This window comes from Pseudomonas sp. FA-1, from assembly GCF_056856075.1.
In genome coordinates, this window is sequence record NZ_JBWXTH010000006.1 from 111987 (window position 1) to 136171 (window position 24185).

The 24185-nt window shown below is 61.8% G+C and carries 32 protein-coding genes; all 32 read left to right on the forward strand.

Annotated features, from left to right (window positions below):
• Positions 1–8 precede the first annotated feature (8 nt).
• Complete coding sequence (locus tag AC1MHZ_RS12885; RefSeq protein WP_482966447.1) at positions 9–695, forward strand: hypothetical protein; 687 nt, start codon at positions 9–11, stop codon at positions 693–695.
• Positions 696–878: 183 nt separating this feature from the next.
• Positions 879–1190 (forward strand): phage holin family protein, encoded by a 312-nt coding sequence (locus tag AC1MHZ_RS12890; RefSeq protein WP_482966448.1) that lies wholly within the window; start codon positions 879–881, stop codon positions 1188–1190.
• Between the two features lies 1 nt (position 1191).
• Entirely contained in the window at positions 1192–1395 is a 204-nt protein-coding gene (locus tag AC1MHZ_RS12895; protein ID WP_224458813.1) for a hypothetical protein, read from the forward strand.
• A complete protein-coding gene (locus AC1MHZ_RS12900) occupies positions 1392–1583 on the forward strand; it encodes a hypothetical protein (protein ID WP_224458814.1) in 192 nt (63 codons plus the stop codon). The genes AC1MHZ_RS12895 and AC1MHZ_RS12900 overlap by 4 nt, the downstream gene beginning before the upstream one ends.
• A gap of 2 nt (positions 1584–1585) precedes the next feature.
• Positions 1586–1924, forward strand: coding sequence for an HNH endonuclease (locus AC1MHZ_RS12905; protein WP_465002029.1), 339 nt, complete (start codon positions 1586–1588; stop codon positions 1922–1924).
• Positions 1925–2078: 154 nt separating this feature from the next.
• Positions 2079–2579, forward strand: a complete 501-nt coding sequence (locus AC1MHZ_RS12910; protein ID WP_482966449.1) for a terminase small subunit — start codon at positions 2079–2081, stop codon at positions 2577–2579.
• Between the two features lie 3 nt (positions 2580–2582).
• Positions 2583–4262 carry a terminase large subunit gene (locus tag AC1MHZ_RS12915; RefSeq protein WP_465002031.1) on the forward strand — a complete coding sequence of 560 codons (1680 nt, stop codon included), beginning with the start codon at positions 2583–2585 and terminating at the stop codon, positions 4260–4262.
• A 2-nt stretch (positions 4263–4264) separates the two neighbouring features.
• Complete coding sequence (locus AC1MHZ_RS12920) at positions 4265–5479, forward strand: phage portal protein (RefSeq protein ID WP_482966450.1); 1215 nt, start codon at positions 4265–4267, stop codon at positions 5477–5479.
• Complete coding sequence (locus AC1MHZ_RS12925) at positions 5466–6107, forward strand: HK97 family phage prohead protease (protein WP_482966451.1); 642 nt, start codon at positions 5466–5468, stop codon at positions 6105–6107. The genes AC1MHZ_RS12920 and AC1MHZ_RS12925 overlap by 14 nt, the downstream gene beginning before the upstream one ends.
• Positions 6104–7306 (forward strand): phage major capsid protein, encoded by a 1203-nt coding sequence (locus AC1MHZ_RS12930; protein ID WP_482966452.1) that lies wholly within the window; start codon positions 6104–6106, stop codon positions 7304–7306. Before AC1MHZ_RS12925 ends, AC1MHZ_RS12930 begins: the two co-directional genes overlap by 4 nt.
• Positions 7307–7360: 54 nt before the next feature.
• Positions 7361–7579: a DUF7302 family protein gene (locus AC1MHZ_RS12935; protein ID WP_465002035.1), complete on the forward strand. Its 219-nt coding sequence runs from the start codon at positions 7361–7363 to the stop codon at positions 7577–7579.
• A complete protein-coding gene (locus AC1MHZ_RS12940; protein ID WP_482966453.1) occupies positions 7580–7879 on the forward strand; it encodes a head-tail connector protein in 300 nt (99 codons plus the stop codon).
• Positions 7879–8205, forward strand: coding sequence for a phage head closure protein (locus AC1MHZ_RS12945; RefSeq protein ID WP_416768292.1), 327 nt, complete (start codon positions 7879–7881; stop codon positions 8203–8205). The genes AC1MHZ_RS12940 and AC1MHZ_RS12945 overlap by 1 nt, the downstream gene beginning before the upstream one ends.
• Before the next feature lie 8 nt (positions 8206–8213).
• Positions 8214–8390 carry a hypothetical protein gene (locus tag AC1MHZ_RS12950; RefSeq protein WP_482966515.1) on the forward strand — a complete coding sequence of 59 codons (177 nt, stop codon included), beginning with the start codon at positions 8214–8216 and terminating at the stop codon, positions 8388–8390.
• A gap of 3 nt (positions 8391–8393) precedes the next feature.
• Entirely contained in the window at positions 8394–8894 is a 501-nt protein-coding gene (locus tag AC1MHZ_RS12955) for an HK97-gp10 family putative phage morphogenesis protein (RefSeq protein WP_416768291.1), read from the forward strand.
• A complete protein-coding gene (locus AC1MHZ_RS12960; protein WP_416768290.1) occupies positions 8887–9273 on the forward strand; it encodes a DUF3168 domain-containing protein in 387 nt (128 codons plus the stop codon). The genes AC1MHZ_RS12955 and AC1MHZ_RS12960 overlap by 8 nt, the downstream gene beginning before the upstream one ends.
• Before the next feature lie 54 nt (positions 9274–9327).
• Positions 9328–9831, forward strand: coding sequence for a hypothetical protein (locus tag AC1MHZ_RS12965; protein WP_416768289.1), 504 nt, complete (start codon positions 9328–9330; stop codon positions 9829–9831).
• 40 nt (positions 9832–9871) lie between these two features.
• The gene (locus AC1MHZ_RS12970) at positions 9872–10216 is read left to right on the forward strand and encodes a hypothetical protein (RefSeq protein WP_465002040.1); all 345 of its coding nucleotides are present in this window, start codon (positions 9872–9874) and stop codon (positions 10214–10216) included.
• Positions 10213–10455, forward strand: a complete 243-nt coding sequence (locus tag AC1MHZ_RS12975) for a hypothetical protein (protein ID WP_465002041.1) — start codon at positions 10213–10215, stop codon at positions 10453–10455. Before AC1MHZ_RS12970 ends, AC1MHZ_RS12975 begins: the two co-directional genes overlap by 4 nt.
• 40 nt (positions 10456–10495) lie before the next feature.
• Entirely contained in the window at positions 10496–13768 is a 3273-nt protein-coding gene (locus AC1MHZ_RS12980) for a phage tail tape measure protein (protein WP_482966454.1), read from the forward strand.
• On the forward strand, positions 13768–14106 hold the full coding sequence (locus AC1MHZ_RS12985) for a phage tail protein (RefSeq protein ID WP_482966455.1): 339 nt from the start codon (positions 13768–13770) through the stop codon (positions 14104–14106). The genes AC1MHZ_RS12980 and AC1MHZ_RS12985 overlap by 1 nt, the downstream gene beginning before the upstream one ends.
• The gene (locus AC1MHZ_RS12990; RefSeq protein WP_465002044.1) at positions 14103–14852 is read left to right on the forward strand and encodes a phage minor tail protein L; all 750 of its coding nucleotides are present in this window, start codon (positions 14103–14105) and stop codon (positions 14850–14852) included. Before AC1MHZ_RS12985 ends, AC1MHZ_RS12990 begins: the two co-directional genes overlap by 4 nt.
• Before the next feature lie 2 nt (positions 14853–14854).
• Positions 14855–15634 carry a C40 family peptidase gene (locus tag AC1MHZ_RS12995; RefSeq protein WP_482966456.1) on the forward strand — a complete coding sequence of 260 codons (780 nt, stop codon included), beginning with the start codon at positions 14855–14857 and terminating at the stop codon, positions 15632–15634.
• 152 nt (positions 15635–15786) lie between these two features.
• Positions 15787–16086 carry a hypothetical protein gene (locus AC1MHZ_RS13000; RefSeq protein ID WP_482966457.1) on the forward strand — a complete coding sequence of 100 codons (300 nt, stop codon included), beginning with the start codon at positions 15787–15789 and terminating at the stop codon, positions 16084–16086.
• Positions 16087–16214: 128 nt separating this feature from the next.
• Positions 16215–16490: a hypothetical protein gene (locus AC1MHZ_RS13005; RefSeq protein WP_482966458.1), complete on the forward strand. Its 276-nt coding sequence runs from the start codon at positions 16215–16217 to the stop codon at positions 16488–16490.
• 130 nt (positions 16491–16620) lie between these two features.
• Positions 16621–17202, forward strand: a complete 582-nt coding sequence (locus tag AC1MHZ_RS13010) for a tail assembly protein (RefSeq protein WP_482966459.1) — start codon at positions 16621–16623, stop codon at positions 17200–17202.
• 55 nt (positions 17203–17257) lie between these two features.
• Positions 17258–21208, forward strand: a complete 3951-nt coding sequence (locus tag AC1MHZ_RS13015) for a TipJ family phage tail tip protein (protein ID WP_482966460.1) — start codon at positions 17258–17260, stop codon at positions 21206–21208.
• 1 nt (position 21209) lies between these two features.
• Entirely contained in the window at positions 21210–21524 is a 315-nt protein-coding gene (locus tag AC1MHZ_RS13020; RefSeq protein WP_482966461.1) for a diacylglycerol kinase catalytic domain-containing protein, read from the forward strand.
• Between the two features lie 23 nt (positions 21525–21547).
• Positions 21548–22216, forward strand: coding sequence for a hypothetical protein (locus AC1MHZ_RS13025; RefSeq protein WP_482966462.1), 669 nt, complete (start codon positions 21548–21550; stop codon positions 22214–22216).
• Positions 22217–22228: 12 nt separating this feature from the next.
• Positions 22229–23509 carry a hypothetical protein gene (locus AC1MHZ_RS13030; protein ID WP_482966463.1) on the forward strand — a complete coding sequence of 427 codons (1281 nt, stop codon included), beginning with the start codon at positions 22229–22231 and terminating at the stop codon, positions 23507–23509.
• Positions 23510–23905: a hypothetical protein gene (locus AC1MHZ_RS13035; protein ID WP_482966464.1), complete on the forward strand. Its 396-nt coding sequence runs from the start codon at positions 23510–23512 to the stop codon at positions 23903–23905.
• Entirely contained in the window at positions 23902–24180 is a 279-nt protein-coding gene (locus AC1MHZ_RS13040; RefSeq protein ID WP_482966465.1) for a tail fiber assembly protein, read from the forward strand. The genes AC1MHZ_RS13035 and AC1MHZ_RS13040 overlap by 4 nt, the downstream gene beginning before the upstream one ends.
• Positions 24181–24185: the final 5 nt, after the last annotated feature.

Below are 24185 nucleotides of genomic sequence, written 5' to 3' on the forward strand. Positions count from 1 at the left end.
GGAAAGGAATGGTCTACAACAGCGTATCGGGTGCAGTAGTTGCCGCTCTGGCGGCAGGAGAAAAGGGTTCTGCTAAGGGCCAGGCATGGCAGAAGCTCTACAAGTCGGCAGAAGAAGAAGGTGGGTGCCTCGCCTCACTTGGCGGCAGCAGCGGCGGCTTTGACCGCGCCCAGGTGGATTACTGGCTATCCGCTCGGCTGCACCATTTGTTGATCCCTCGGCACTGGCAGGTGCTGAACGCCAAGTACGCCACCAACAAGGGGAAGAAGCTGCAGGGCATCTCAGCCATTGCGCCCCTGATCGCCAGCCCAGCACCGCAGCTGTTCATCTACAAGGCGGTCACCGCTTGGGCTGTGCCGAAGTTGAAAGGAGCTCGCCGGAAAGGCCCGCGCTCCGTGTCGGTGGACATTCCGTTGGATGCGCCGGAGTGGCGTCGTAACAGCCTGGTCGATGCTGCACTGGCAGCTGGTCAGGCAGAGCGGAGGAAAGCGGAGGCGCTTGCCGAAGACCTGATCGTCCTGCCCGACAGCTTCTACGACATGAACACCTGGGATCTGGACGGAACACCGGAGCCAACCCGCTATCGCTGGCGGTCCGGGATCAAGGAGAAGCTGGACGGGATGGTTGATGACGCGCTGATTGAAGTGCGGGCGATTCTGGAAGCCGAGGGATTGCTGATCAAAGACGCAGCGTAATTGCTTGTTGACATCGGTGAGAGAGTGAGAGAAATTATCGCCATCCTGTCATTCCTGCGCGTGTTGAGGACTGACCAACAAAAGCCCGGCCATAGAGTCGGGCTTTGTCGTTTCTGAGCCCTGGCGATTGCCGGGGCTTTTTCATTTGCGCTCCCCGCAACGGGAGGAACCGAGATGCCGAACATGCCAGAGAAAGACCCATCCTTCTGGGTGTTGGTACTGACCGCCCTGAGAGAGAACGGCCTTGCAATGGGCCTGACATTCGCCCTGACCTGGTTGCGAATCCAGTACGACGGGAAGGAGACGCGCCCGGCCCGACAGGTGATCGAAGCAACGCTAGGTGCATTGATCGTGATGGTGGTTGGCCTGACCGTGAAGGAGTTTGGTCTCAGCATCGCCTGGTCGTTCGCAACTGCCGGATTTGTTGGTGTTCTGGGTGTCGAGCAGGCTCGCCAGCTCGGGCGGCGTTGGGCTGAACGCAAGGTAGATGGGTGACATGATGATCGAACTGACTGATATCAACCGCCGCAAGCACTATCTGGCCCCGGCTGACATTGCCCGCGTGCAAGAGGCCGGCACCAGCTCGCAGTGGCACGGCATCTGCGCCATCGTCCACACGTTCGACGGCCAGGTGTTGGAGGTGCGCGAGCGTGCTTCTGATATCGCACGCGAGGCCGGTATGCGGAAGGAGGCCCAATGAAGACCGAACTGACTGAGCAAGAGGCCAAGGTAGCTAAGCTTCTCGCTGACGCCTGGGACGAGTATCTGAAGCTGCCGATCGAGCACCCGCTTGAGCAGCATGAGTTCTGCATGGCTATCCACCAGGTACAGGACATGGTCCTGGCTCGGTGCGGCAGACGCGCATTCAACCGACCCCGGAAGCGCTAGTCATGGCCAGGCTCAAGACGCTCGGCTCCCGCATCAAGGAGAGCGCAGGCTCTCGGGTCAAGGTAGTGACACCTGGTAGCTGGCGAAGCGGCATGACCAGCTCCCAGCGAGGCTACGACTACCGGTGGCAGAAGGCGCGGGAGCAGTACCTGCGCGACAACCCGCTTTGTGTCTACTGCGCAAGGCAGGGGAGAACCACTGCCGCTTTCATCGTCGACCATATCGTCCCGCACCGAGGCGACAAGGATCTGTTCTGGAACCAGGACAACTGGCAGTCGCTGTGCAAGCCCTGCCACGACTCGGTCAAGCAGGCCGAGGAGGCAGCCGGCCTGGGTGGCTGAGGCGCTAGATCGCGCGGACCCTCGAAAATTGCCATCAAAGCACGCCAGTGACGTGCTTCGGGGTAGGGGGTGGTCAAATGATAGGGATTCTCGCTTAGCTAGACCGCCACCGACCCCACGCGCACATTTTTCTCGACCCTCAAGGTTTTTGTTAATGGTGTTAACAGACAAACAGCGACGGTTTGTTGACGCTAAGGCCCGAGGTGCGTCCAACAAAGAAGCAGCGGAAGCCGCGGGATGCAAGGCCTCGGTGGCTGCTGCGTCGGGTTCGCGATGGGCGAACGATCCCAAGATTGCATCCGCAATTCTGGCCCGCAAAGCGGAGCTCAGTGTTAACCCTGAGCCGAAAAAGCGAGGTCAGAAACCGAAGGCCAATGAAAATGCAGGGGAGCCCGTTGAGCTCAACGAGGCTGACGGTGAATTTCTGAGCTGTCTGCCATCCACCCAAGATCCTCTGGAGTGGCTGCTGGCCCTGATGAATGAGCCACGGGCAAAGGTCTTCGACCGGCGCAATGCCGCGCAGACAGCCGTGCCCTACATCCATGGGAAGAAGGCTGAGGCGGGCAAGAAAGAACAGAAGGCCGAGGCCGCCAAAGAGGCCGGCAAAGGCCGCTATGCCCAGGGCAAGCCACCGCTCTCTGTCGTGAAGGGGTAACTCATGCAATGGACCACGGCCTGCCCAGACTGGTGGCGGCGCCTGGCTGCCGGCGAGTCGATCATCCCGCCACCGCTGTTTCCCGATGAGGCTGAAGCGAGCCTTGAGGTGTTCAAGGGGCTCAAGATCGTCGATGCCCCGGGCAGCCCCACGATCGAAGCCTCCTGCGCGCCCTGGGTGCTGGCCTTCGCCGGCGCGGTGTTCGGTAGCTACAACAGCGAGACAGGTGAGCGACTGATCCGTGAGGTGATGCTCTGCATCCCGAAGAAGAACAGTAAGTCGACCATCGCTGCCGGCATCATGCTCACCGCGCTGATCCGCAATTGGCGCCTCTCGGCAGAGTTCATCATCTTGGCCCCGACTAAGGAGATCGCTGATAACTCCTTCATCCCGGCCAAGGACATGGTCAACAACGATGACGAGTTAAAGGCTTTGCTGCATGTTCAGCCACACTTGAGGCTGATCACCCACCGCGAAACCGGCGCCACGCTCAAGGTCGTGGCGGCTGATAGCGACGTGGTGGGCGGTAAGAAGGCAGTCGGCGTCTTGATCGATGAGGCATGGCTGTTCGGCAAGAACCCCAAGGCAGCTGACATGATCCGCGAAGCCACTGGCGGCCTGTTGTCCAGGCCTGAAGGCTTCATCATCTGGCTGACGACCCAGTCGAACGAGCCCCCGGCTGGCGTGTTCAAGTCGAAGCTGACCTACGCCCGCGGCGTGCGTGACGGCCGCATCGACGACAACCGCTTCCTGCCGATCATCTACGAATTCTCGAAGGAGATGATCGACAGCGGCGAAGCTCGGAAGCCTGAAAACTTCCACCTGGTAAACCCGAACATTGGCTACTCAGTAGACCGTCCAACGCTCGAACGCCTGCACATGCAGGCGGAAATCGACGGCGAGGCGGAGATGCGTGGCTTCTTGGCCAAGCACCTCAACATCGAGATCGGCCTGGCCCTGATGTCCGACAGCTGGGTCGGGGCCGCATTCTGGGAGCCCCAGGCCAAGCCTGGAATGACCCTGGATGATCTGCTCGAGCAGTGCGAGGTCATCGTTGTAGGAGGGGACGGCGGGGGGCTGGATGACTTGCTGGGCCTGGCTGTCCTTGGCCGGGTTCGGGAGTCGCGCACCTGGCTGCACTGGGCGCATGCCTGGGCCCACCCGTCCGTGCTGGAGCGGCGCAAGTCAGAGGCGCCCCGATTACTCGACCTACAGGCAACCGGCGACCTGACCATTGTCGACAAGATCGGCGATGACGTTGACCAGCTGGCGGCTATCGTGGCTCGGATCAATGAGGCCGGCCTGCTCGACAAGGTCGGCCTCGACCCGGCCGGCATCGGCGCAGTGCTGGATGCGCTGGCGGATGTCGGCATCGACGAGGAACAGATCGTTGGCATCTCGCAGGGCTGGAAACTCACCGGCGCAATCAAGACAACCGAGCGCCGGCTCGCCGAAGGAACGCTTATTCACTGCGGGCAGCCGCTCATGGCCTGGTCCTGCGGGAACGCCAAGGGCGTGCCATCGGCCAACGCCTTCTTGATCACCAAGCAAGCTTCCGGCACCGCGAAAATTGACCCGCTCATGGCGACCTTCAACGCCGTGTCGCTGATGGCCCTCAATCCCGAGGCTCGCGGCGGCCTGGACGACTACCTCAACCACGGCTTCTTCGGATTAGTAGGCTGACCATGGCATTCAAATGGTACAACCCCATGACCTGGGGCTTCTTCGGCTACACCGACCCGACTACGGGCGACTATGTCGAGGTGGACCTTGAGGTCGGCGGAAAGCGCACCAAGGCGGGTGTGCGTGCAACCGCTAAAACGGCCCTGTCCATCAGCATGGTCTGGTCCTGCGTCAAGATCCTTTCCGAGTCTTTGAGCGGGTTACCCCTCAAGCTTTACGAGGACAAGGAGGGGGTGCGGACGCTGGTCACCGGCAACGACCGAATGCTCAAGTTGCTGCGCAAGCCGAACCCCTACATGACCCGGTTGAACTTTCTCAAGTTCGTGGTCGTGAACATGGCGCTGCGCGGCAACGCGTTCGCCCTAATCGAGCGCAACATCCACAACGAGCCGATTGGTCTGGTGCCGCTGGACGGTCGGACTGTGAAGATTGACACCGAAGACGACCTGATTTACCTGGTCACCCCCAAAGAAGGAGATCCGTTCCCGGTCTCGCCGGAGAACATGCTGCACTTCAAGCTGTTCAGCCTGGACGGAATCGTCGGTCTCTCGCCTATCGAGCACCAGGCCGAGACCATGGGCCTGGCCAAGGCTGGTCAGCAGTGGTCGGCCCGCTTCATGCGCAAGGGCGGCTTTACCGGCGGCTACGTCATCTACGAGCAGTTCCTCACCAAGGCCCAGCAGGCCCAGGTCATGGAGAAGTTCCCCGACGTGCGCAAGGCCGACGCAGACGACATCGGCAAGATGGCGATCCTGCAGGGCAACCCCAAGATCGTCCCAGCAGGCATCAGCCAGAAGGACGCGCAGTTCATCGAGTCGCAGCAGTTCCAGGAAGAGGCCCTGGCGGGCATCTACGGGGTGCCGTTGTGGCTGGCCAACCGCGCCGGCAAGACCTCGATCATGGGTTCGAACCTGGAACAACAGCTCACCGGTTACATCACCTTCGGCCTGAAGCCCTACATCGATGCGGTGGAGGACGAGCTCAACGACAAGATCTACCGAACGGCCTCGCGCTTCTGTGAGTTCGCCGTCGAGGGGCTGCTGCGCGCGGATAGCGCAGGCCGTGCCACCTACTACGGCAGTGCACTCGGCGGCTCCGGTGGTTCCGGATGGATGACCATCAACGAAGTCCGCGAGAAGGAAAACCTGCCTCCCCTGGAAGGCGACCAATACAACCGGGTCACCCGGTGGGAGATGGAGAAAAATGGCGAACCTTGAATGCCCGTTCGAGCTCAAGGCAGTGGATGAAGCCGGCAACTTCGAAGGCTACGCCGCGGTGTTCAACAACGTCGACCTCGGCGACGACGTGATCCTGCCCGGCGCATTTACCCGGGTGAAGGCAACTCGCAGTGGCAAGTTGAAGCTCGCCCTGTACCACGACCTGACTCGCTTGGTCGGCGCCGCTGACTACACCCAGGACGACCACGGCCTGCTGTTGAAAGGCCAGGTAAACCTCAACGTCAGTTATGCCCGCGACGGCTACGAGCTGATGAAGGCCGACATCCTCGACAGCATGTCGATCGGCTTCAACACCATCAAGGCGGATTTCGAAGAGCGAGCGGGCCGGCGCGTCCGCGTCATCAAGGAGGCCGAACTGTGGGAGGCCTCCTTCGTCCCGTTCGGCATGAACCCCCAGGCGCACGTCCTCAGCGTCAAATCAGATATCAGGCTTTTCGAGAAGGCCCTTCGCGAACGCATGGGCCTCTCGCAGAAGGAAGCGGCGGCAGTCGCTTCGCTCGGCTACACCGCGCTACGCCGTGACGGCGGGAGCGAGGCCACGGCGATCGTGGATGAGCTGAAACAACTTCCCAACTTGTTCACCCAATATTTTGGAGTATCGCCATGAGCGAAGTTAAAGAACTGAAGGATTCCATCGAGCTGCAACTGAAGAGCGGCTTCGGCGAGCTGCAGAAAAAATATGACGCGGCCATGGACGAAATGCAAAAAGGCAATCAGGTCACCACCGACCTGAAAAAGCAGATCGAAGACCAGAAGGGCGAGCTGCAAAAGGTCATCGATCAGGTCCAGGATCTGGAACAGAAGGGCGTCAAGCTGCGCGGCCAGCCAGGTGAAGGCAAAAGCTTTATCGACCTCATCAAGGGCGATGACACCTACAAGGCGTTGAACCAGAAGAACGCCTCGCTGGCCCAGCTCGAGGTGACCAAGTCCGACATGGCCAGCATGAAGGAAATGAAGGTCACCAGTGCCGGAATCGTCGCCCCGGTCTACGATCCGGTCATCCAGCCGGGCATCCGCCAGGAACTGCGTATCCGCGATCTGCTGACCTCGATCCCGGTCTCCGGCCAGCAGTACACCTACTTCCGCGAGGATGTGCACACCCGTGGCGCCGCTCCGGTGGCCGAGGGCGGCCTGAAGCCGACCAGCAACGTGACCTTCACCAACGTCACCGACCGCGTGAAGAAGATCGCGGTGTGGATGCCGGTCACCGACGAGGCGCTGGACGATGTTCCTCAAATGTTCGCCTATCTGCAGCAGCTGCTGCGCTATGACCTCAAGCTGGAAGAGGAATCGCAGATCCTCAAGGGTGACGGCCTCGGCGAGAACCTGAACGGCCTGATGACCCAGGCCACCAGCTACAACACCGCCCTCAGCAAAGCCGGTGATACCGCCATTGACCTGGTGCGTCGAGCCATCTACCAGGTGCGCAAGCAGTCGCAGATGTCCGCCGATGGCGTGGTGATGACCGAGCTGGACTGGATGAACATCGAGCTGCAGAAGGACGGCGAGAACCGCTACCTGTTCGCCAACCTGCAGGGCCTGGTCACGCCAATCCTGTGGGGCCGCCCGGTGATCACCTCCGACAGCATGGACGAGGGCGACGGCACTGCCGGCGGTGAGTTCCTGGTGGCCAACTTTGCCCGCTCCACCACTTTGTTCGACCGCATGTCGTTCCTGTTCAAGATGGGTCTGATCAACGACCAGTTCATCAAGAACGAACGCGCGCTCCTGGTCGAGGAGCGTCTGGGCCTCGGTGTCCGTCGCAAGGAAGCGCTGGTCAAGGGCAACTTCCCAGTCGCCGCGTAACCCACTCATAGCGAAGGCCGGCCAATCGCCGGCCTTATCGCATCTGGAGGCAGCATGAAAATCAAGACTCTGTGGGGCTTCGTCGGTAACGGTGCGTTGCTCAAAGCCGATTCGAACAAGGTCAAGGCCGGGGTGGTGTTCGACGATGTAGACGACGAATACGCCCATTCGCTGATCGGCAAGGGCTTGGCCGTGGAGGTCGGTGACGACGGCAAGCCGAAGGTGGCCAAGCCAAAGGAATCGAAGCCGACAGCTCCGAAAGAGACCAAGTAAATGATCGACCTGGCCAACGTGAAGATGCACCTGCGGGTCGATGGCGATGAGGAAGACGCCTTGATCGGCGGCTACATCGAGGCGGCCAAGGCCCATGTCGAGCAGCACTGCGACCGAAAGTTGGTGGAAACCGACCCGGTTGAACCTGACGAGATGGGGCTGACCCGCGACGTTGAGCAGGCCATCCTGCTGCTGGTCGGGCACTGGTACGCCAACCGCGAAGCCGTGGCGGTGGGCACCATCGCTACCGCTATGCCGCTCGCTGTTGAAAGGCTGCTTTGGTACAGGAAGCGCTTCTGATGAAAGCCGGACCGATGCGGCACCGCTGCCGTTTGAGCAAGTACGAGCGCGTGCAGAACGACACTGGTGGATACGACCAGGTGTGGGTGGTAGTCGGTGAGGTATGGGCGGAAATCACCATGCCCACCGGGCGTACCGCACCAGTGGCCGAGCAGGTGGAGGCGGTCATCAGTGCCGAAATTCGCATCCGCCCTCGGTCCGATGTGGCTGCTGGATGGCGGCTCACCGAGAAGCGTACTGGGATGACCTACAAGGTCGAGGCCTCGCTGCTCAACAACGAACGGGACATGCAGCGCCTGCTGTGCTCCAGCGTCCCCAACCCATGAGGTGATCCATGAAGATGAAAATCCAGGCCCTGGGGCCGCTGACCGGGGCATCCGGTGAGCGCGAGAAGGGCGAACAGTTCGAGGTCGACAAGGCCTATGGCCAGGGGCTGATCGCACGTGGCTACGCCATCGAGGTCGTCGAGAAAGCCGAAAAGCCAACGAAGGCCGCCAAGGCCAAGGAGTGATCCATGGCCAGGCGCTCCAGTCTGCGCGGCGATATCCGGCTTCGGCGGACGCTTCGCAACATCCATCGGACGATGGATAACGAGCTGAAACCGGCCATGGAGGATGCTGCCAACCGTATCCTTGCGACCCAGCAGCAGCTGATGCCGAAGGATACGGGCGCCGCGGCTGCCGCGCTCAAGGTTTACGTTTCGCCCAGCGGCCTCGACGCGCAGATCGGCATTCGCGGCAAACGCGACAACCGCCGTTTCTTCTACCTGCGGTTCATCGAGTACGGCACCAAGGGCTACATCGGCGAGAAGCGCGCCGGCAACCGCAACAAGCGGGCTACCAACAAGAGCGACGGCACCCACTTCTTCGGCAAGTACCCAGACATCCCGGCCAGGCCTGCGCATCCCTGGCTCCGTCCGTCGATGCAGGTCAACCGTGAGTATGTGATGGCCGATATCGAAGCTGCCGTGCGCCGGACGCTGCGCAAGGCAAGCCAGGGGGTAGGCAATGGCTGATCCATCCGTGGCGCTGCAAGCTGCGCTATTCGCTCGGCTCCAGGCCGAGGTCAGCTGCCCGATCCACGACGGCGCCGATATCAATACGCCGATGCCGTATGTATCGATCGACCGTGAGATCTCAACGAACGCGAGCCCCATCAGAGGGCGCAAGCGCGAAACACGGTTGATTTACCTGTCCGTGTGGTCCGACAAGGTCGGCCAGGCGGAGGTCAAGCGGATCATGGGCGAGGTCATCGCTGCCTTGGATGAACGCCGCCTCCCACTTGCGGTGGGCCGCGCGGTCTCCGTCCGGGTCGAGCAATCCGACGCCCAGCGTGATGCAGATGGCGTCACCTACCAGGGTTCGATCACCGTTCGCGTGATCACCACCCACTGATTCCCCACTGGCCGCGCCGCGGCTTTTATCCAATGAGCCTTTGGAGGATTCCCCATGGCCGAAGACAACCTGAACACAGCCGCCGGCTGCCGCCTCGCCATTGGCGGCAAGACCGGCGCGGATTCCGTAACTGAGTACGAAGCCGACACCTACGTCGATGTTGGCGAGATCGAGGACCTGGGCGAGTTCGGCGACACGTTCAACCCGGTGAACTTCACCGCGCTGAGCGATGGCCGGGTGCGCAAGTACAAGGGCACCGCCGACGCCGGCAACATGACCCTGGTGGTGGGCCTCGACAACGGCGACGCCGGCCAGAAGGCCGTGAGCGTGGCGCACAAGGATCGCTCCAAGGGTAACTACAACATCAAGGTCACGCTGAACGATGGCGACCCGGGCGCTACTCCACCAGTGCTGCCTACCACCTACTACTACGGCGTGAAAGTCATGAACAACACCGTGGCGGCCGGTTCGGCTGACAACGTTGTACGCCGCAACATGACCTTCGCCATCAACACCGAGATCCTTGAAATTCTCCCTGGCCCGGCCGTTACCCCGTAATCGACGGGGCTGAGCCCCGTCACCTACCGCGAGAACCTTCATGAGCGAAGCATTGTATGGCACCGTCACCCTGGTGGTCGGTGCGCGCAGCTACACCCTGCAGCCAACCCTCGAGGCTGCGCTGCGGATCGAGTCCCGATTCGGCGGCTTGCGCGGTGGGTTGGAAGCCATGCGCCTGATGTCCATTGGCGCTTGCGCGGATGTGATCATCGCCGGCGCCGGCCTGCAGCCTGAGCAGCACGCCACGGTGGCCACCGAGGTCTTCAACGCCGGAGTATCCAAGGTGTCGAACGAGCTGGTCAGGTACATCACGTACCTGTTGAACCCCGTGCCGCCGAGCATCGCTGAACGGGGAAAGCCCGAGGCGGCCAGCACAGCGCCGTGAGAAATGGCAGCTACGTCGACTATCTGTTCGGCGTAGCCACCGGCTGGCTTGGCTGGCCGCCTGAAACCGCATGGCGCACACCCATCCCTCAGATCATGCTCGCGCTTGACGCCAGGCTTGATTGGACTGGCCGTGGCCAGGCTCAGGGCCAGATCGCAGGCCAGCGCACCGCGCCGCATAGGCGCGCGAGCGTGGCAGACAAGCTGAAGGCCTTCTTCCGAGGTCGCCAGGAAGAGTAATTCGCCGCCTCCGGGCGGTTTTTTTGTGCTTGGAGTTCACATGGCCGACCAACAAGTCCAGGGCATGCTGGTCCAGATCGAGGCTACCACCGCGCAGCTACGCCGGGAGCTGGCCAGCGCGGACCAGGTAGTTGCCCGCACGACCCAGTCGATCGACCGCAACCTGGCCCAGGTCGACTCGGCATTCGACAGCGCCGGCGGCGCAGCCCAGCAGGCTGGCGTGCTCATTCGTGGTGCGTTGGCGGCTGTCGCCGGCGCCGGGCTCGTCGGTGGCATCATCAAGCAGGTCGATGCCTACGGGCAAATGGCCGACCGGATGAGGGCCGCCGCCGGCAGTGCTGGCGCGTATCAGATGGTGCAAGAGCACCTGCTGCAAACCGCCCAGGAAACCTACCGGCCTCTGGCCGAGGCCCAAGAGCTGTACATCCGCACGGCTGATGTTATGCGCAGCCTGGGCTTCAACACCCAGCAGACGCTCGACATCACCGACAGCTTCAGCTTCCTGCTGGTGACCAACGCCGCGGCTGCCGACAAGGCCGGTTCGGCGCTGGGTGCGTACTCGAAGGCCTTGCAAACCGGCAAGATGGAGGCCGATGGCTGGGTGTCCATTCAGGACGCCATGCCGACGATCGTCAACGCGATTGCCAGCGCCACGGGCAAGAGCGCGGAAGAAATCCGCAAGCTCGGCGTCCAGGGCAAGCTGTCGCTCGACGACATCAATACCGGCCTGCTGCGCACTGTCGAGGTCAACCGCAAGGCGGCCGCCGACATGTCCACCAGCGTGCAGGATGCGATGGTGAACATCAGCAATGCCATCGGCACCTTCCTCGGGCAGATGGAGGAGCAGACCGGAGTGGTTGGCGGCCTGTCGCAGGTGCTTATTGCGCTGGCCGACAACGTCGACCTGGTGGCCGTGGCCATGGGCGGTGCCGGTGTGGCCGCACTGACCAACTACGTTGCCAAGGCCGGCCTGGCCCTGAAGGCGGCCCTGGCGCAGCGGGTCGCGGAAGTCCAGAACGCTCAGGCCGCGTTGCGCGGCGCCGAAGCCCAACGCATCTATGCCCAGGCGCAGTTGCAGCAAGCCGAGGCGTCTGTGGCTGCTGCGACCGGGCTGCAGCGGCTTTCCCTGGTCCAGACGCAGTTGCTGCCCAAGCAGGCCGCGCTCGCTGCGTCCACCGAAGCGTTGGCCATCGCCCAGACCAATCTGACGCGCGCCGCCACCGGCGGATTGCTGACGGCGCTGGGTGGGCCGATGGGGCTCGCTGTGCTGGCCGGCACTGCTGCAGCCAGCTTCCTGCTGCTGCGAGACAACGCTGACCAGGCCGGGGTGAGTCTGGACGACCTGCACAAGCCCCTTTCGCAATTGCGGGAGGAGTTCGAAAAGCTCAACCGCGACCAGCGCGAAGCGTCATTGGTGAAGTGGCAGCAGGAGCAGATCAACGCGACCGACAGCGTCCGGGACGCCTACGGCGACCTGGCCCAGGCCATCCGAGCCGCGACAGTCACCGCGCCGGCGCGAGACTCCGGCGGGCAGTACGGCCAGCAGTTGCGCGAGTACCAATCGGTGATCGACCGGCTGAACGAGGCCAGGGCCTCGGGCGCTGACCTGGTGCCGATCCTGCGGGAGGTGGGTGAACGCCTGCAACTGCCGTCCGGCACCCTGCAGCAGTGGATCACCCAGGCCGGCGCGGTCAGCGATGCCGACCAGCGATCTAACCTGATCGCCGAGACCCTGCGCGTCCTGACGGGCGTCACCCAGGAAAACACCGTCGCCACCAATGCCAACAATGCCGCGAAAGCAGGCATGAGCAGTGCTGGCCAGACTTACCTCGAGACGCTGCAGAAGCAGCTGGGTGGCCTGCAGGACAACGGCAACGCCATCAAGGCGGCAAACCGCTACATCGCCGAGAACGCCGACCTCACCGAGACCGACCGCCAGGCGATCCTGTCGGCGGCAAGCGCGATCGAGGCGCAGAAGAAGGCCAACAAGGATGCCACCGAGACCAGCAAGGACCGCACCAAGGCGCTCAACGACGAGATCAAGGCGCTCGATGCCATCATCGACCGGGCGCTGCCCGAGCGAAAGCGCCTCGAGGATCTGGCCGCAGGTGTGGAGGGGCTGCGCAAGGCCCAGGCCGCCGGCAAGATCACCACCGCCGAGATGGAGCTCGGCATCAAGAACCTGAACGCGGCCTATGCCGACGGCACCATCCAGAAGCGCACCGAGGAGGAGCGCAAGCTGGCGGAGATCCGGCGCAACAGTGCCGAGGCCTACCGCAAGGCGATGGAGGTGTTGCTCCAGACGCGTCAGGACGCAATCAATGCCGACATCGCCGGTGTCGGCATGGGCGACAACGAGCGCGAGCAGGCCGACCGCCTCAATGCCGTTCGGCAGCGGTACGCCGAGGCCCGGCGACAGCTGGAGGAGCAGCAGGAGGATGTCTCCCGCCGCCTCAGCCAGTCGGCCTATGAGCAACGCCTGGCCGACCTGGCAGACTACCAGGCGCGCGAGCTGCAGATGGAAATCGACGGTTACGAGGACCGGCTCCAGGCGCAGGCGGACTACCGCAATGGCGCCCGCCGCGCCTGGGACAACATCCGGGCCGATGCCAACGATGTAGCAGGCGCGACCGACGACATGCTCACAACGGGCTTCAACACGGCCCGCGATGCGTTGACCGAGTTCGCCATGACCGGCAAGGCGAGTTTCAAGGACTTCGCCACCAGCGTGATCGCGGACATGGCCAGGATCGCCAGCCAGCAGGCCGCAAGCTCGCTGCTCAGTGGGCTGATCGGCTTTGGCGCTTCGGCGGCGACCAGCTACTTCGGTGGCGGGTCTTCGTCACTCGGGGCGACCCAAGCGGGCTATGGGCCGGAGTACATGAACAACTGGCCCGGGGTGACCCAGGCCAAGGGCGGCGCCTGGAGCTCAGGCGTGCAACTGTTCGCCAAGGGCGCCGGCTTTGCAACCAACACCATCCTCAACACGCCAACGATGTTCGGCATGGGCAATGGTGGGTTGGGCATTGCCGGCGAAGCTGGGCCGGAGGCGATCATGCCGTTGGCCCGTGGCCCCGATGGCTCACTGGGCGTGCAGATGGTGGGCGGCTCGCCTGGCGGTGGGACCGTGGTGAAGGTGGACGCGCCGATGTACTTCACGATGGAGGATCGCAGCTCCGAAGGCCTGCAGCTGGACAGCGCAGCGTTGCAGCAGAACCTGCAGCAACAGATGCAGGCGACGGCCGAGCGCGCCATCGCCGCCTCCTGGCGACCAGGTGGAACAAGCTACCGCAACAGCAACGGGAGAGGCTGATGGCGATCGAGACCTTTACTTGGGAGCCGGACGACGAGGTCGGTTCGGACAGCACGTTGCGGGTGCGGCGCGCCCAGTTCGGGGACGGCTATGCCCAGGTCAGCGGCGACGGCCCGAACGGCGAAGACGACTCCCATTCGCTGACCTTCGGCGGGCTCAAGGAAGAGCTGCAGCCGATCCTGGCTTTCATCCGCGCCCATCGCGGCTACCGGTCGTTCCTGTGGACCACGCCGGCCGGTGTCCTTGGGCTATACCGCTGCTCGGCATTCCGTGAACAGTGGAAGCCCGGCGGCATTGGCGTCCTTTCCATGACTTTCGAGCGGGCGTATCACCCATGAGCCTTATCACACAGCTCCAGAAGCTGGAGCCAGGCGCCGAAATCATGCTGTTCGAACTGGACGGCAGCGAGTTCGGCGCCGACATCCTGCGGTTCCATGGCCATGCCATTCCGCACACGCCGGAGGAACTGGCCGCTGCCGGCGCCGACGCCGATCAGCTCCCGGCCAAGTCGATCTGGTGGCAGGACGAGGAGTACGGCGCCTGGCCAATGCAGATCGAGGGCATTGGGGCCAACTCGGACGGAACAGCGGTTCGGCCTACGATCACGGTCGGCAACGTCAGCGGACGGATCACGGCGCTGTGCCTGGCGTTCGATGACCTGCTCGAGTTCAAGCTGACTATCCGGCACACGCTGGGGCAGTACCTCGACGCGGCCAACTTCCCAGGCGGCAACCCCGAAGCCGACCCGAACGAGGAAAGCATCGAAGTCTGGTACATCGACCAGAAGATCTCCGAGAACGGCACTACTGTGGCCTGGGAGTTGGCCAGCCCTGGCGACGTGGGCGGCGAGACGATCGGGCGTCAGATGACCCAGCTGTGCCACTGGGCCATGACCGGTGGCTACCGCGGGCCGAACTGCGGCTACACCGGCCCATACCGGGACAAGGATGGCAACCTCACCGACAACCCCGAACTGGACGAGTGTGATGGGTGCCTGGGCACCGGGTGCATCCCGCGCTTCGGCGAGGGAAACCAGCTGCCCTTCGGCGGCTTTCCGGCCGTTTCTCTCATCGCGCGGAGCTGACCATGCGCAACCATATCCTGGCCGCCGTGCAACAGCACGCTGCGGCGGAGTACCCGCGCGAGTGCTGCGGGCTGATCGTCGCGGTGGGGCGTACCCAGCGGTACATCCCGTGCGACAACACGGCCAACGACCCGGCCGAGGAGTTCCGGATCTCCCCGGAGCAGTACGCTGCAGCCGAAGACCAGGGCGAAGTCATTGGCATCGTCCACTCGCATCCTGACGCTACCAGCCGGCCCTCGCCGCGTGACTTGGCCATGTGCGAGGCCACGGGCTTACCCTGGCACATCCTGTCCTGGCCCGAGGGTGACCTGCGCACCATCACGCCCAAGGGTGAGACGCCACTATTGGGTCGCCCCTTCGTGCACGGGGCCTGGGATTGCTGGCAGGTCTGCGCGGACTGGTACCAGCGCGAGTGGGGGCTTGAGTTCCCGGCCTATGCCCGGGAGGACGGGTGGTGGGAGAAGGCCGACGGCCCGAGCCTGTACGAGCAGGCCTATGAGGCCGCTGGCTTCTACCGGGTCAGCCAGCCGGAGCGCGGCGACATGATCGTCATGGCCGTTGGGCGCACTATGCACCCCGAACATGCCGGCATCTTCCTGGGTGGTGACGCCCGGCTGCCTGGCGAGCAGTCCCAGGTGTTCGGCCCTGGCCCGTTCCTGCTGCACCACCTGTATGGCAGGCCATCGGAGATCATCGTGTTCGGAGGCCCATGGCTGGAGCGGACACGTCTCGTTCTTCGGCATCGCAGCGCTGCTGGTACGGACGTGCCGCGACAGGATTAGTGCAAAGCGGCACAAGCATTACTCAAATTAGGGGTGAATGGCCGGCGGTCAGAAAACCTTTACCGTTCATGAACTTCCCATCCATGGCGACGGCTCCCCGCGCTATTTTGTTTGGCGCATATGGACTAAGACTAAAGTCGTAGGAGGTCGGCATGAGAATTCGCGGTGATGTTTTTTGGACCTGGGCTGATCCATCGCTCCACCATCGCAGTCATGATGAGATCCTGAAGGACGGAACGTTGATCGATGTACAGGTCAGGCTTTCGCGTACAGGCAGCACACAATTGTTCATTGGCGTGTATGGCCCATCAGGTATTGCGTTGCATGAGGAAGCCTTCAATTCTCGTCCAGGTGAGTCCATGACTCGAGCTTTGGTTTGGGGCGTCGGGCGGGCTCGACATGTGGCGAAGGAAGGTTTTCCCGATGTTCAATTAATGGCCAATTCCGAGTGATCAGGAGCTTAGATTTTTCAGGCCTACTCGATTCGAGCTGGCTCACAGCAGCCGTTTTCGCATAGTGGCAGGCACTTATTTATGGGTTCAAGGTCCTAGATTTACCTACTATGTCGTGTGCGGCCATCATGAAAGTCATTTTACTAGCGGCATCCTTTTTCCTTGCGGCGGCGCCCATTGCTTGGGCAGATGATCCATACAAGGACCATCGAGAAGCTGAGAAACGCTACTGGGAGCATCAGCGTGAGATGGACAAAGCGGACATGGAAGATGCCCGTGAACATCGAAAATTTCACGAAGAGATGGACCGAGAGGAGCGCAAGCACATCGAGGAGATGGAGCGTGAGGATGCGAAACGGCGCGCCGAATATTACCGAGAGCGTGACAAACACTACCGAAACTGACAACGCTTGATGCCCCAAAGCCCAGCACTATGCTGGGCTTTTTGTTTCAGTTCGAAACGACCAAAGGATTACCTGGCCGGTCGTAAATCTACAGCCGCCTTGGGCGGTTTTTTCTTGCTGGAGGAACCCGATGGCTGCGTTCGCCAGAATACCCAGGATGACTACCATCAAGCTGTCTGGTTCGTTGGCGCGCCAGTTCGGTCGCACGCATCATCGACAGATCGAAAGCGGGGAAATCTGGGAAGTGTTCAAAGCCCTCAAAGCGACGCTGGCCGGCTTCGAGGCTGAGATCCGGCGCCTTGATGGTTTGGGTCTGCGTTTCGCGATCTTTCGAAATCGGAAGAACGTAGGACAACAGGATTTTGCACGTAGCGGTACGCGTGAGGTGCGTATCGTTCCAGTTGTGGCTGGCAGCAAGCGGGGCGGTATTTTACAAACGGTAATTGGGGCCGCCCTCATTGTCGCCAGCTTCTTTGGTGCACCGACCTTGCCGGCTGGTATCGCCATGGTCGCCGGCGGCGTCGTCCAGATGCTCAGCCCCCAGGCTAAGGGCCTTTCCCAGAGCGCAGCGCCGGAGAACCTGCCGTCCTACGCCTTCGGCAGCGCCAAGAACACCACGGCCAGCGGCAACCCGGTACCGATCTGCATCGGCGACCGCCGGTGGGGCGGGGCGATCATCTCAGCCTCGATCCGGGCCGAAGACAAGAAGTAGCGCTAGGTCAACGTACAACCTCCTCCGGGAGGTTTTTTTATGCCCGGAGGAAAGCATGGGCGCGGATAAACACCTCGATATCACTGGCGCTAAAGGTGGCAGCAGCAAGCCAAAGGCACCGGTTGAATCGCCGGACACCCTGCAGTCCACCAACATCGCCAGCATTCTCCTGGCCGTGGGCGAGGGCGAGTTCGACGGAACCCCGACCGACCGGGATATCTACCTCGACAACACGCCGATCATGGATGCCAGCGGCAACCTGAACTTCCCGGGCGTGAAGTGGGAGTGGCGCCCAGGCAGCATTGATCAGGAATACATCAAGGGCATCCCTGCAGTCGAGAACGAGACGACCGTAAACGTCGAATTGCGCAGCGATGCGCCGTTCTCTCGTGCGCTGACCAACACTCAACTGTCCCGCCTGCGCTTGCGCTTCACATGGCCACGCTTGTACAGCCAGGACAGCAACGGCAACACCAACGGCTACCGGATCGAGTACGCAATCGACGTGGCCACCGATGGCGGCGCCTACGCTGAGGCGCACCGCGGGGCCGTGGATGGCAAATCCATGAACGGCTATCAACGCTCCGTCAGCGTCGACCTGCCGGCGGCAACCTCTGGCTGGATGTTCCGCGTCCGCCGGATCACGCCGAACGCCAACAAGGGCACCATCGGCGACATGATGACCATCGCCGGCTACACCGAGATCATCGACGAGAAGCTGAGCTGCCCGAACACCGCGCTGCTGTACATCGAGTTCGACGCCCAGCAGTTCCAGAACATCCCCGAGGTCACGGTCCGCTGCAAGGCGCGCCGGTGGCCGGTACCGAGCACCTACGATCCCATCACCCGCACCTACACCGGTGTGTGGGACGGTACCTTCAAGCAGGCCTGGACCAACAACCCGGCCTTCGTGACCTACGGCCTGTGCGTCGAGGATCGGTTCGGCCTGGGCAAGCGCATCAAGCCATGGATGGTCGACAAGTGGGAGATGTACCGCATCGCTCAGTACTGTGACCAGCTTGTGCCGGATGGCCTGGGCGGGCAGGAGCCTCGCTACCTGTGCGATCTCAACCTGCAGGGCAGGGCCGAGGCCTGGGCCCTGCTGCGCGACCTGTCGGCGATCTACCGGGGCATGGTGTATTGGGCCCAGGGCTCGCTGTTCATGCAGGCCGACATGCCGCGCGAGCGCGATATCGACTACGTCTTCACGCGCTCGAACGTCATCGATGGCGACTTCGTTTACGGCGGCGCCGGGCGGGACACGCACTACAGTCGCGCCCTGGTCAGCTACGACAACCCGGCGAACAACTACGACACCGATGTGATCCCGGTCACCGATCTGGCCCTGCAGCGCCGCTACCGGGACCGCCCGATTGAGATCTCGGCCATCGGCTGCACCCGCGCCTCCGAAGCCCAGCGCCGCGGGAAGTGGGTGCTGTTGAGCAACGACCAGGACCGCACCGTTACCTTCCGCACTGGCATCGAGGGCCGCATCCCGCTGCCTGGCTACGTGATCCCTGTGGCTGACGAGCTGGTGGCGGGGCGCCCGAACGGCGGCCGGATCTCTGCAGCTGCCGGCAGGGTGGTAACGCTGGACCGCGACACGCCGATCAAGGCCGGCGACCGGCTGATCGTGAACCTGCCGAACGGTACCGCCCAGGCCCGCACCGTGCAGTCGGTAGCAGGCCGCGTGGTGACCGTGACCACGGCCTACAGCGTGCAGCCAGAACCGCAATTGCAGTGGGCAATCGACTACGAAGACCTGGCCGTCCAGCTGTTCCGGGTACTGAAGACCTCGCGTACCCAGGAGGGGCATTGGGAGATCACCGCGCTCGAGTTCAACCCGAGCAAGTTCGCGGCGATCGATACCGGGGCCAAGCTGGAAAGCCGACCGATCAGCATCATTCCGGTCACCACCGTGGCCCCGCCGGCCAGCGTCACCCTGTCCTCGGCCTACGTGGTCAACCAGGGTATCGCGGTCAGCACCATGACCATTGCCTGGCCAGCAGTGGAAGGGGCCGTGGCCTATGACGTGGAATGGCGCAAGGACGATGGCAACTGGGTGCGCCTGCAGCGCGTCGGTACCACCTCGGTTGATGTTGTGGGCATCTACGCCGGCGCCTACGTGGCCCGGGTGCGGGCGGTTAGCGCGTTCGAGATCACTTCCATCTGGAAGAGCTCGGACCTGACCCAGCTCAAGGGGAAGGAGGGCGAGCCGCCAGCGGTGGCGTTCCTTTCCACGGCGCCGGAAATCTTCGGCATCCGTGTGGCCTGGGGCTTCCCTGAAGGGGCAGGTGACACCGAGTACACCGAGCTGCAGATGGCCTCCGAAGTGACTGGCCAGAATCCTGTGGACCTTGGCCGCTTCGCCTATCCGACCACGACCTACCTGCACAGCGGCATGGCCGCTGGGGTGGTGCGGTATTTCCGCGCTCGCCTGGTCGACCGTTCAGGTAACGTCGGCCCTTGGTCGGACTGGACCTATGGTCAGTCGAACGCAGACGCGTCGGAAATTCTCGACTACATCACCGGCAAGATCACCGAGACCGAGCTCGGGCAGGGCCTGCTCTCCGAAATTCAGAAGATCTCGGGGAACGGGGAGGGCTCGGTAAACGGCCGCCTCGACCATGTGGCCCAGGACCTGGGCGACCGGATCAGCGCCGGCGACACGGCGCTACAGGGGCAGATCGATTCGCTGCAGACGCAGATCAGCGACATCGTCGGCGCCGAGGACTGGCAGGCTGGCCAGGACTATCTGGCCGGCAGCCTGGTCAAGAGCAATGGCAAGCTGTACCGCGCCAAGCAGGACGTGCCCGCTGGGACGCCGGTGACCAACACCGCCTACTGGGAGTACCTGGGCGACTACTCGTCGCTCGGCGAGATGGTGACCGCCCTGGCGTTCCGTGTGGATGCGGTAGAAACCAGTGTCGAGGAAATCAACGGCGAACTGGCAGCCATGGCCAGCCGGATCATCGGTGTTGAGGCTGTGGTGAACCCCCGGATGGCCGGCGGCTCGGACTGGCGCGCTGGAGGCACCGAGGTCAGGGCTGGGTCGTGGTCGATCTACTCCGCGTTCGGTGCTGCTGACTTGGCGATCGCTCAGCGGATCGACAAGGTCGACGTGTCGATCAACGATGTACGAGCGACGGTCACCGACGAGATTTACGCCCGGGTGACTGCCGACGAGGCCTTGGCCCAGTCGATTACCAAGATCACTGCTGACCTCGGCGATGCAAACGCAGCCATCGTCCAGGAAGCGGCTGCACGGGCGTCGGCGGACGAGGCAATCTCGCAGACGATAACCGGGCTGACCAGCCGGGTGGCGGATGCAGAAACGGCAATCACGGACGAGGCCACCGCCAGAGCGACCGCTGATACTGCGCTCACCCAGCGTATCAGCTCGGCGGAGTCGTCCATCGGTGACGCCAACGCCGCGATCACTACCGAGGCGAACACCAGGGCCCAGGCCGACACAGCGTTGTCTACCAGCGTTACGCAGCTCAACAGCCGGGTGGGTAGCGCTGAATCGACGATCCAGACGGTGGCGCAGACCCAGGCCACTACGGACGGCAAGCTCAACGCGATGTACAGCATCAAGCTGGGCGTCGACTCGCAGGGGCGCTACTACAGCGCCGGCATGGGGATCGGCATCGAAAACACCCCGTCGGGAATGCAGTCGCAGGTGTACTTCCTGGCCGATCGGTTCGCGGTACTGAACCAGATCAACGGGGTGGCCAAGTCGGTGTTCGCCTTGGAGAACGGCCAGGCCTTCCTGAACAGCGCGGTGATCAAACAGGCCGACATCCTGAACCTGGTCATAACCGGTGAGCTGAAAAGCTCGAACTACATCGCCGGGCAACGAGGTATCCGCATCAACTTCGTAACCAATGAGTTCGAGATCAATGGCTCTGTAGCGGGTCAGGGGCGAATGAACATCACGAACCAGTTGATGCGGATCTGGGACAGCAACAACGTCATGCGCGTGCGCCTCGGCATTTGGAGTTGATATGCCTCAAGGTCTTCAAACATGGAACGCTGATGGCAAGTTAATGCTCGATGCTACCTACCGTATCGGGCGCATTCTGGATACGTTCGTCAGCGGTACTTCAAATTCGTCTCGGGTTGTACCTGGGCTTTCCGGTGCAGGGGCGCCGTTTCATTTTATTACGGTAGATATCGATTATTTTACCGAAATCTATTGCTTTCCCACTGTGACGTTTTCAGGTGGAACCGTTAGCTGGGTGTTCAATGATTTTCGTAATCCTCTTGGATCTGGAAACGCTCCTAGGAAAAGTACGACAATTTCAGTGGGGGTGTTTTGATGCCAGCTGGACTCAATGTGTACATGGATGAAGGCGTGCTGCAGTTGGATTCAGCAATGAAAACATCTGTGCTAGTCTTCAAGACTACCTATGCAGGCCCATACTACAATGACGGAAATACAGTCTATATCGGAGTGTGGTATAACTTTGAGGTCATTATTCCAGGCGCTGCGAAATACATTTTCTTTTCGTCTACTGTGAAGAGGGTAATTGCTCTTTTCAAAAAGCAAGGCACAAAATATACGTTTCGCACAAATGTCCAAGGGTCGTTTGAGATTTTTGGATTCGCGGATGGTGTTGCGGCATCCGCAGGTAAATCAGGCCTTCAATTGTTTGATGAGAATGGTGTTCTTACGTTTGATTCAGACAGCCAATTCATGCGCATATCCGATGCATTTCTTTGTGGGCAAGACGACAACTCATTGAATGGCGGGGTGACCAGACCTTGGCCTAAGAGTGGCAGGAAATACGCCGCAGGGATCGGTTTCTATGGAAAGCGGTGGAGAGGAGCGCGTAATGCCGGTATGGCCTGGGCGGTTCTGATTTCCTATGGGATAGCCGTGGGGCCCTCAGACGTCTGGGGAGGAGAGCCATGGATTGCCTCTCGACCTTGGCCTGGCGATGCACCACCGAACGATACCCCTCGCCACGCAGCGCCAACAGTGTTGGTTGTTGATGTCACTGATTATTAACTAGGAGGCCGAATGGCCAGGCAAAACATCAACCTCGGTACCGCACCGGGCGGTCTTGACGGCGACGACGCCCGCACAGCCTTCACCAAGACCAATGCCAACTTTACCGAGCTGTACGGCGGTACGGTGCTGCAGCCACTGAATGCCAAGCTGACGGCGATTTCGGCGTCGGTGTGGGCTGCCAACCAGCTTATGTATACGACTGGCACCGGTACCGTGGCCATGACCGCGCTCACCGCGTTTGCTCGCACTCTGCTCGATGATGCGGACGCGGACGCGGCGCGGACGACCCTGAAGGCAGTGGGGATCGGGCAGTTCGGGGTTGGTTCCTCTGCCGCGCCTCTATTGGACGATTTTGCGGCATCCAACGCTGGTGGGTTGTATCACGCGTTCACGTCGGGACACCCGAGTGCTACGCCTGGTGGTCCTTCTGGCGTACCTGCTGGCGCTTTCTCTGTCATGCACATGGGGGGTTTGAACACCTCCTATCAGGCAGTCTTGGCAGCTCAGAACGGCAGCACGGCACCTGGCACTCGGATATTCGTAGGATCACGGGCATCTGCAACTGCGCTGTATTGGAACGAGTTGGTGCGTCGTGGCGACTTCGGAATTGGTAGTTATTGCGAAAGGAAAACGCCTGCTGAAATAAATGCAGCCTTGCTTGATTCCGGTATGTATGAAGTGCAACCACAAACTCCAGCCGCATGGCCTGATTCGCCTTTCCCAAATGGGTGGACTCGCATGCTCCACCTGCGCCATAACAACCCTACGGGATACTGGTCTCAGATCGCGCTTGATTTCAATTTCAGACCACGGATGAAGTTGCGCGGGATGAGCGCCGGAACTATCGGGGAATGGGTTGAGGTTTACAGCCAAATCAGCGCAGTCGGTACGGTTGGGCAGGCCGGAGGAGTCCCTACTGGGGCGATCATCGAGCATGGCGCGAATTCAAATGGCCGCTACACGAAATTGGCTGATGGCACTTTGGTTCAATGGGGTCAAATAATCCTAGCGGAAAATGTAGCAGTCGGTACGGCCAATAGCGGCGGTGGCTATCGATCAGCTGAGCTGCAAATTACCTTCCCTGTAGGTTTTGCACCAAGGAATGCGGCGCAGGATCAGCCTATTTGCACAGATGTTTATATCCAAAACAACTCGGCTGGCGTGAGGGCTCACCCAGCTCAAGACTCAGGCATCTTCGGTGGATCTTTTGTACTTGAAACAAAAGGATCGAGCACAACTGTAACTGCCGGCCTCTATATCCGTTGGAAAGCCATAGGCAGGTGGTACTAAATGAAAATAATTTTATCCCCCGTCCGGATGGACGAACAATTGATCTTGGACCGCGAGGGCGACGTGTTGTGGCTCAACGGCGAGCAGTGCGACCTTGGACCGCTTCTGGAGGGGGAAGCTCTGCCAGCCGAAGCCATCTCTTCCAAGTGGTTCACAGGCCAGGTTGACCGCGTCAACGGTGAACTGGAGCTGACGATAATCCTGCCGCACGGCCCAAATGCTCCGGAAAGCACTCGCTTCCCGCTACCAGTGACCGTGACCGAGAACGGCCCGGTGAACCTGCCGGTCTACGACATTGCCCCCGAAGCGCCTGAAGTTCTGCCCGTCGAAGGCAGTGAGGTCGTCGAGGTTGGTCGTGACGCTCCAATTTCTGTCCTCGAGGAGGCTGGCCAATGATCGCTATCGACTGGTCGCAGACAATCACCACCGAAATGAAAGCTGCAGCCGAAGCAGCAGAGCGCTTGTCGCGCGCCCAGCAGCAACAAGCGGCCTACCGCCAGGTAGCTGACAGCGCCATCGAGCCGCTGCAAGACGCCGTGGACCTCGGCATGGCCACGCCAGAAGAGTCGGCAATGCTGCTCGCCTGGAAGCGCTACCGCGTTGAGCTGAGCCGGGTCCCGACCCAGGCAGGCTACCCCGACGAGATCACCTGGCCCGCGCCGCCGGCCTGATCAAC

Excerpts from the sequence above, each read along its gene's own strand:
- AC1MHZ_RS12885 (WP_482966447.1), top strand. The coding sequence starts at position 9 with ATGGTCTACAACAGCGTATCGGGTGCAGTAGTTGCCGCTCTGGCGGCA.
- AC1MHZ_RS12890 (WP_482966448.1), top strand. The coding sequence starts at position 879 with ATGCCAGAGAAAGACCCATCCTTCTGGGTGTTGGTACTGACCGCCCTG.
- AC1MHZ_RS12895 (WP_224458813.1), top strand. The coding sequence starts at position 1,192 with ATGATGATCGAACTGACTGATATCAACCGCCGCAAGCACTATCTGGCC.
- AC1MHZ_RS12900 (WP_224458814.1), top strand. The coding sequence starts at position 1,392 with ATGAAGACCGAACTGACTGAGCAAGAGGCCAAGGTAGCTAAGCTTCTC.
- AC1MHZ_RS12905 (WP_465002029.1), top strand. The coding sequence starts at position 1,586 with ATGGCCAGGCTCAAGACGCTCGGCTCCCGCATCAAGGAGAGCGCAGGC.
- AC1MHZ_RS12910 (WP_482966449.1), top strand. The coding sequence starts at position 2,079 with ATGGTGTTAACAGACAAACAGCGACGGTTTGTTGACGCTAAGGCCCGA.
- AC1MHZ_RS12915 (WP_465002031.1), top strand. The coding sequence starts at position 2,583 with ATGCAATGGACCACGGCCTGCCCAGACTGGTGGCGGCGCCTGGCTGCC.
- AC1MHZ_RS12920 (WP_482966450.1), top strand. The coding sequence starts at position 4,265 with ATGGCATTCAAATGGTACAACCCCATGACCTGGGGCTTCTTCGGCTAC.
- AC1MHZ_RS12925 (WP_482966451.1), top strand. The coding sequence starts at position 5,466 with ATGGCGAACCTTGAATGCCCGTTCGAGCTCAAGGCAGTGGATGAAGCC.
- AC1MHZ_RS12930 (WP_482966452.1), top strand. The coding sequence starts at position 6,104 with ATGAGCGAAGTTAAAGAACTGAAGGATTCCATCGAGCTGCAACTGAAG.
- AC1MHZ_RS12935 (WP_465002035.1), top strand. The coding sequence starts at position 7,361 with ATGAAAATCAAGACTCTGTGGGGCTTCGTCGGTAACGGTGCGTTGCTC.
- AC1MHZ_RS12940 (WP_482966453.1), top strand. The coding sequence starts at position 7,580 with ATGATCGACCTGGCCAACGTGAAGATGCACCTGCGGGTCGATGGCGAT.
- AC1MHZ_RS12945 (WP_416768292.1), top strand. The coding sequence starts at position 7,879 with ATGAAAGCCGGACCGATGCGGCACCGCTGCCGTTTGAGCAAGTACGAG.
- AC1MHZ_RS12950 (WP_482966515.1), top strand. The coding sequence starts at position 8,214 with ATGAAGATGAAAATCCAGGCCCTGGGGCCGCTGACCGGGGCATCCGGT.
- AC1MHZ_RS12955 (WP_416768291.1), top strand. The coding sequence starts at position 8,394 with ATGGCCAGGCGCTCCAGTCTGCGCGGCGATATCCGGCTTCGGCGGACG.
- AC1MHZ_RS12960 (WP_416768290.1), top strand. The coding sequence starts at position 8,887 with ATGGCTGATCCATCCGTGGCGCTGCAAGCTGCGCTATTCGCTCGGCTC.
- AC1MHZ_RS12965 (WP_416768289.1), top strand. The coding sequence starts at position 9,328 with ATGGCCGAAGACAACCTGAACACAGCCGCCGGCTGCCGCCTCGCCATT.
- AC1MHZ_RS12970 (WP_465002040.1), top strand. The coding sequence starts at position 9,872 with ATGAGCGAAGCATTGTATGGCACCGTCACCCTGGTGGTCGGTGCGCGC.
- AC1MHZ_RS12980 (WP_482966454.1), top strand. The coding sequence starts at position 10,496 with ATGGCCGACCAACAAGTCCAGGGCATGCTGGTCCAGATCGAGGCTACC.
- AC1MHZ_RS12985 (WP_482966455.1), top strand. The coding sequence starts at position 13,768 with ATGGCGATCGAGACCTTTACTTGGGAGCCGGACGACGAGGTCGGTTCG.
- AC1MHZ_RS12990 (WP_465002044.1), top strand. The coding sequence starts at position 14,103 with ATGAGCCTTATCACACAGCTCCAGAAGCTGGAGCCAGGCGCCGAAATC.
- AC1MHZ_RS12995 (WP_482966456.1), top strand. The coding sequence starts at position 14,855 with ATGCGCAACCATATCCTGGCCGCCGTGCAACAGCACGCTGCGGCGGAG.
- AC1MHZ_RS13000 (WP_482966457.1), top strand. The coding sequence starts at position 15,787 with ATGAGAATTCGCGGTGATGTTTTTTGGACCTGGGCTGATCCATCGCTC.
- AC1MHZ_RS13005 (WP_482966458.1), top strand. The coding sequence starts at position 16,215 with ATGAAAGTCATTTTACTAGCGGCATCCTTTTTCCTTGCGGCGGCGCCC.
- AC1MHZ_RS13010 (WP_482966459.1), top strand. The coding sequence starts at position 16,621 with ATGGCTGCGTTCGCCAGAATACCCAGGATGACTACCATCAAGCTGTCT.
- AC1MHZ_RS13015 (WP_482966460.1), top strand. The coding sequence starts at position 17,258 with ATGGGCGCGGATAAACACCTCGATATCACTGGCGCTAAAGGTGGCAGC.
- AC1MHZ_RS13020 (WP_482966461.1), top strand. The coding sequence starts at position 21,210 with ATGCCTCAAGGTCTTCAAACATGGAACGCTGATGGCAAGTTAATGCTC.
- AC1MHZ_RS13025 (WP_482966462.1), top strand. The coding sequence starts at position 21,548 with ATGGATGAAGGCGTGCTGCAGTTGGATTCAGCAATGAAAACATCTGTG.
- AC1MHZ_RS13030 (WP_482966463.1), top strand. The coding sequence starts at position 22,229 with ATGGCCAGGCAAAACATCAACCTCGGTACCGCACCGGGCGGTCTTGAC.
- AC1MHZ_RS13035 (WP_482966464.1), top strand. The coding sequence starts at position 23,510 with ATGAAAATAATTTTATCCCCCGTCCGGATGGACGAACAATTGATCTTG.
- AC1MHZ_RS13040 (WP_482966465.1), top strand. The coding sequence starts at position 23,902 with ATGATCGCTATCGACTGGTCGCAGACAATCACCACCGAAATGAAAGCT.